Source organism: Eubacterium sp. AF15-50 (assembly GCF_934835595.1).
Taxonomy (GTDB): domain Bacteria; phylum Bacillota; class Clostridia; order Lachnospirales; family Lachnospiraceae; genus Eubacterium_G; species Eubacterium_G segne.
Genome location: NZ_CAKVZL010000123.1, coordinates 1 through 5,039, shown reverse-complemented (window position 1 = coordinate 5,039; position 5,039 = coordinate 1). Strand labels below are relative to the sequence as shown.

Below are 5,039 nucleotides of genomic sequence, written 5' to 3'. Positions count from 1 at the left end.
CTGCAAGATTAGGTGTCCCCGGTATTCCTCCCGGAAGGAAAATGCAATCTCCTTTTTCAAAATCTATCTCGTTAATGTTTTTGTCAGCAAAAAGTTTAATCTTATGGGAGCTTTCCACTAACAAATCATCCTTAACGGAAACCGTAACAACATTTAATTTCTTTGTTCTTCTTAACAAATCAATTACCATCAAAGCTTCCACTTCTTCCATTCCATCTGCCAAAAATGCATATACTGTCTTCATTATCCACTATTCCTCCTAACATATGAATTCAAAAACAAGTATAACATACACCTGCCGTGTGTCAAAGTTATAAAGAATTTTTAACAAATTTATTATTTGCCGTAAGGTTTATTAACTTTTGTGTTACAATATCAGTATACAAATTAGTACAAGGAGGTCTTTATTTATGAAGCCAATGGAAATTGAGAGAAAATATCTTCCCCTTGATTTGCCCGCAAATTTAAACGACTACAAATGTCATAAAATAGAACAGGCATATTTAAATACTGCCCCTGTAGTCCGCATCAGGAAGCAGGATGATGAGTACTTTCTAACTTATAAAGGCGGTGGCATGATGGCAAGGGAAGAATATAATCTTCCTTTAAATGAAAAGAGTTATTACCACCTCCGGGAAAAAGCCGATGGCAATATCATAACTAAAACACGATTTCTTATACCTTTAGAAGACGGTCACACTGCTGAACTTGATATATTTGAGGGGAAATTTGCAGGTATGCTGCTAGTTGAGGTTGAGTTTAGTTCCATTGAAGATGCTAACTCCTTTGTTCCTCCTAAATGGTTTGGAAAAGATGTGACAAATGACGGACACTATCACAATAGCTATCTTTCAAAAATATAAGCGGCAGGGAATTAAATTCCCCACCGCTTATTTATTTCCAAAATACCACCATTTCTTCTATTCTGTAAAAAATTTCCGGCACCTTCCTGCTTATACTACTCCATGTCGGTGAAATACATAAAAGTACATTTATCATAACTGTTGCCACTGTCAATATTCCAACAAGAACTAAAATATACTTTGTAATTTTTCTGTTTCTTCCCCTGTCATACATGTCAAACACAATGTAAATAACAGGAATAAAGAATAACCATGCAAAGTCAACGGAATATCTCAGGGATGTTCCGCCCATTGCTGTGGTAACATAACACATTAAAATTCCCACAATCACTGATAACATAACAAAAGCTTTATGTCCCATATCCTTTATTCCACGCTTCATGGACCATCCAAGAAGAATAACTGTCCACATTATAGGTTGAGCAAGAACTCCCATATAGCTCATTCCGTAATAATATCCCAAATAATTGCTGCTTTCTGATACTGCATTTACATAAGGGAACGTTGCACTGATAGTAGGTGGAATAAGTAATGCCCTTGCAATCATTAACGGAATCTTTCCAAAATCCGTCATGCCATAATATCCCGTGTCAAAAACCGTAAGCTGATACTTTGCTCCAAACTCAAAAGGCGAATCAAATCTTATGTAGTTGTAATACATAAGTCCCAAACCTACAACAACATAAGGTACAATAATGGCTAATATGGCTGTTATATTGCTTTTTGAGAAAACACAGCTTAAATATGTCTTTATCTTATTATTTCCACTTGCAACATATCCGCCTTTTTTAGCAAGCCCATTTAACATAAGACATGCTGCCACAAAACTTACAAGAATAAAATTAGGTCTGCATCCAACTGACAACGCCATAAAAGCTGCCCCTGCGCAAAGGCTTCCCACTGTCATTTTTTTGTTATCAAAAGCCCTCACTATAAAATTAAGTCCTGCCAATGCACAAGCTAACGCCGAGGCAGCTGCTATTTCATAGAATTTACTTCCGTTTATACAAAACAGAACCATTGACACATTTGTAAAACCTAGTATTGCAGCCATAACCACCCACAGGTTAAGTCTTTTTTTGTACTGACTTGCTATGGCATAAACTAACGCCGCCATAAGCATTTCTATAATCACTACTAGCAAAAGTGCTAAAATTTTTGTTTTAAGCATATGCCCTGTTACCAGATAATAGGGAAGGTAGAACACAAGTGCAGGCACTATTCCAAAGTAGCAATAATATTTTCCGTTATAAAATGCCCTGTCCCACTTATATGTTAATCCATCACGCTGACTACAGTCATAAGGATTTTGGAGTTTTTGTAGTTCCTTAATGTCCCGCATTTCCTGAATCTCCGTTTCCGGATTAAGACTATTAAGGTCAACCTTTCCTTTAGTTATTGCCAATGTAAGTTCCTGATACGGGTCCTGTGTATCCTGAAAATTAATACTCTGGATTTTTCCATTTTCGTTAAACTGTAAATTCCCGGCAATTGACAAAAATACCGTAAATACAATTTCCACTACAACCAGTCCCATAATTGCAGCAAACTGTCGGTTTGAATTTCTGTTAAACTGCAAACATCCTTTTCCTCTTGTAAAATATATTACAAATCCCATAAAGCATATTGCAGCAACCAAAAGTACCCTGAAAATATCAAATGAAAATTTTGCCGGGTAATTCAATTTAACCTGAATTGAATTTATTTCACTGTTTAAATCTGTCTTTAATTCAATTTTCAGATTACGACACTTTCCGGCAAAATGAGGGTGCATATGTCCCGTGGATTTCATTGACGGCACAATTACACTTTCATCACCACTTTCAGTATATTTATTTACAGCTTCATCAGAATAGTAAACCTTACATTCTATTGCCCTGTCGTTAGAATCCGGTATAACGTCTATATTATTTACTTTAGCATCAACGCCCTGCATTTCCAATGTGTATATATTTTTTTCAGTGGATGCAGATTTGGTAATGCTTCCGTATAACTCAGGGCTTAAATACCCATCTGACTTTACCTCAGAAGTCTTAATATCCGCAGACACGGTCATTTTATCACTTCTGGTATTTTCAAAACTATTAAAGTTAAAAGTAAATACTTCCAACACTAAAGCAATTAAAACCGCTATTATAGCTGAACAAATATATTTGTTATAGGACAAATATATTTTCTTTTTAAAGAATAATGTAAGTAAAATTATTGGAACCACTATTCCCACTACAAACATAAGATACTGCATCTTTACCTCCTACTGCTCCTTTGTTTCATGGTACTCTTTATCTGTGTTTACATTCCATACATTTGTTTTATCATGTATGCCATTAATAATATCCTTAACCGCCTCAAAGGAAGTAACCATAGAATGATCCATGTTGTTGTATCTGTGCTGTCCGTTTCTTCCTACGCAGAATAAATTATCAAAAGTATTTAAATAATCAATTATCTTATCCATGTTATCATATCCGTCAAAATATGCAGGATATGCCTTCTGTATGCGCTCTCTGTGAGAATCAATAACGTCATTTCTGTCAATTACGTCCATTGAAACCAATTCATTAATTGCCATGTTAATGCATTCCTCGTCACTCATGTTCCAGAATTCATCCCCTTCTCTGCAAAAATACTCAAGACCAATCCATACGTTTTCGTCAGGCTTTTCTACCATATATGGTGACCAGTTATTAAAAATCTGTATTCTTCCAAGCTTTACCCCTGTGTCCTGAACATATATCCAACAGTCCGGCACAATGTTGTTTAATGTTTTAATCTTTGTTTCATTCTTAAGATTTAATTTGTTAAGCAAAAGACCTACAGTTACAAAGTCCCTAAAAGGAAGGTCTGCTGCTGATGTTGCAACAATATCCGGAATATCGCTTCCTTTAATTCCTGCAATTAAATCATTAACAGGCATAGAAGACATAAATATGTCTCCCTCATAAACCTTCTCCTGTCCATTTTCTAAACAAACAACGTTTTTTATTTTTCCATTTTCAGTGTTTAAATACTTAACTTCACTATTTTTTACAATAGTTCCACCCATTTTTACAATGTCATCTGCCACAGCCTCCCAAAGCTGTCCCGGTCCGAATTTAGGATAAACATACTCCTCAATCAGTGATGTTTCCACTTCTCCGTCATTTTTCTTTGGAAGAATTTTCTTAAATACATCCTTAATAACGGCTGTTATGGATAGTCCCTTTACACGCTGTGCTCCCCAGTCAGCTGATATTTCCCTTGGATGTCTTCCCCATAATTTTTCTGTGTACCCTTCAAAAAACATTGAATATAACACACGTCCAAATCTGTTTATATAGAAATTCTCCAAATTATCTTCCGGTAGTTTTCTAAATACTGAATGAAGGTAGCTAAAACCTGCCTTAATTGTAGTCCCAAATCCCATGTTCTTTAAGGTACTCCATTTTAAAGAAATCGGATAGTCAAAGAAATGCTTTGAATAATAAATTCTTGACACTCTGTTTCTTACAAGCATTACCCTGTCTTCTTTTTCAGGATCAGGTCCCTTGTCAGCTAAAGTTTTCTCTCTGCCTAACACCTTATCATCAAATGACGGTGCTCCCTGAGTAGGCATTATGTTCTGCCACCACTCATTTACCCTATCGTCCTTCGAGAAAAATCTATGTCCCCCTATATCCATTCGGTTGCCCTTATAACGTACAGTCTGGGATATTCCACCTATTCTATCGCTTTTTTCTAATATAACAACCTCATATCCACCTTTTTTCAGTAGTTCATAACCAGCTGTAAGGCCTGCCGGTCCCGCCCCAATAATCACAATCCTCTTCATTTTTTCTCCCTTGTTTCTCTTTCAAATTTCAGATTTCCATTATAGCAAATAAATTATGTCGATAAAAGAGGTATAATAAACAAAAAAGTTATCCCTTTTTGAACTATATTTCATAAAGAGACAACTACTTTTTAATTTTAAATGCGGGTGACAGGACTTGAACCTGCACGGTTGCCCACTAGAACCTAAATCTAGCGCGTCTGCCAATTCCGCCACACCCGCAGCTATTTAATTTTCCGCTTTTATACAAACACTTACCATATGTTTGCCTTAGCAATAAAAAAGTGTAGGCACGAACCTACACTTAGTGAGCCACTGGGGAATCGAACCCCAGACAACTTGATTAAAAGTCAAGTGCTCTACCA

At 36.1% G+C, this 5,039-nt stretch carries 4 protein-coding genes and 1 tRNA gene; 1 reads left to right on the top strand and 4 read right to left on the bottom strand.

Annotated features, from left to right (window positions below):
- Positions 1-244: DJ-1/PfpI family protein (locus Q5O73_RS10085; RefSeq protein ID WP_302669620.1), on the bottom strand; the 244-nt coding region annotated here is incomplete at its 3' end.
- A gap of 175 nt (positions 245-419) precedes the next feature.
- Here Q5O73_RS10085 and Q5O73_RS10080 point away from each other — a divergent pair.
- A complete protein-coding gene (locus Q5O73_RS10080; protein WP_118589767.1) occupies positions 420-863 on the top strand; it encodes a CYTH domain-containing protein in 444 nt (147 codons plus the stop codon).
- A gap of 31 nt (positions 864-894) precedes the next feature.
- On the opposite strand, the gene Q5O73_RS10075 is transcribed toward Q5O73_RS10080, so the two are convergent.
- The 3 genes from Q5O73_RS10075 to Q5O73_RS10065 form a co-directional block, all read right to left on the bottom strand.
- Positions 895-3,108, bottom strand: a complete 2,214-nt coding sequence (locus Q5O73_RS10075) for a hypothetical protein (protein WP_118589760.1) — start codon at positions 3,106-3,108, stop codon at positions 895-897.
- A 9-nt stretch (positions 3,109-3,117) separates the two neighbouring features.
- The gene (locus Q5O73_RS10070; protein WP_021951938.1) at positions 3,118-4,674 is read right to left on the bottom strand and encodes an NAD(P)/FAD-dependent oxidoreductase; all 1,557 of its coding nucleotides are present in this window, start codon (positions 4,672-4,674) and stop codon (positions 3,118-3,120) included.
- A 142-nt stretch (positions 4,675-4,816) separates the two neighbouring features.
- A tRNA-Leu gene (locus Q5O73_RS10065) sits at positions 4,817-4,896 on the bottom strand.
- Positions 4,897-5,039: the final 143 nt, after the last annotated feature.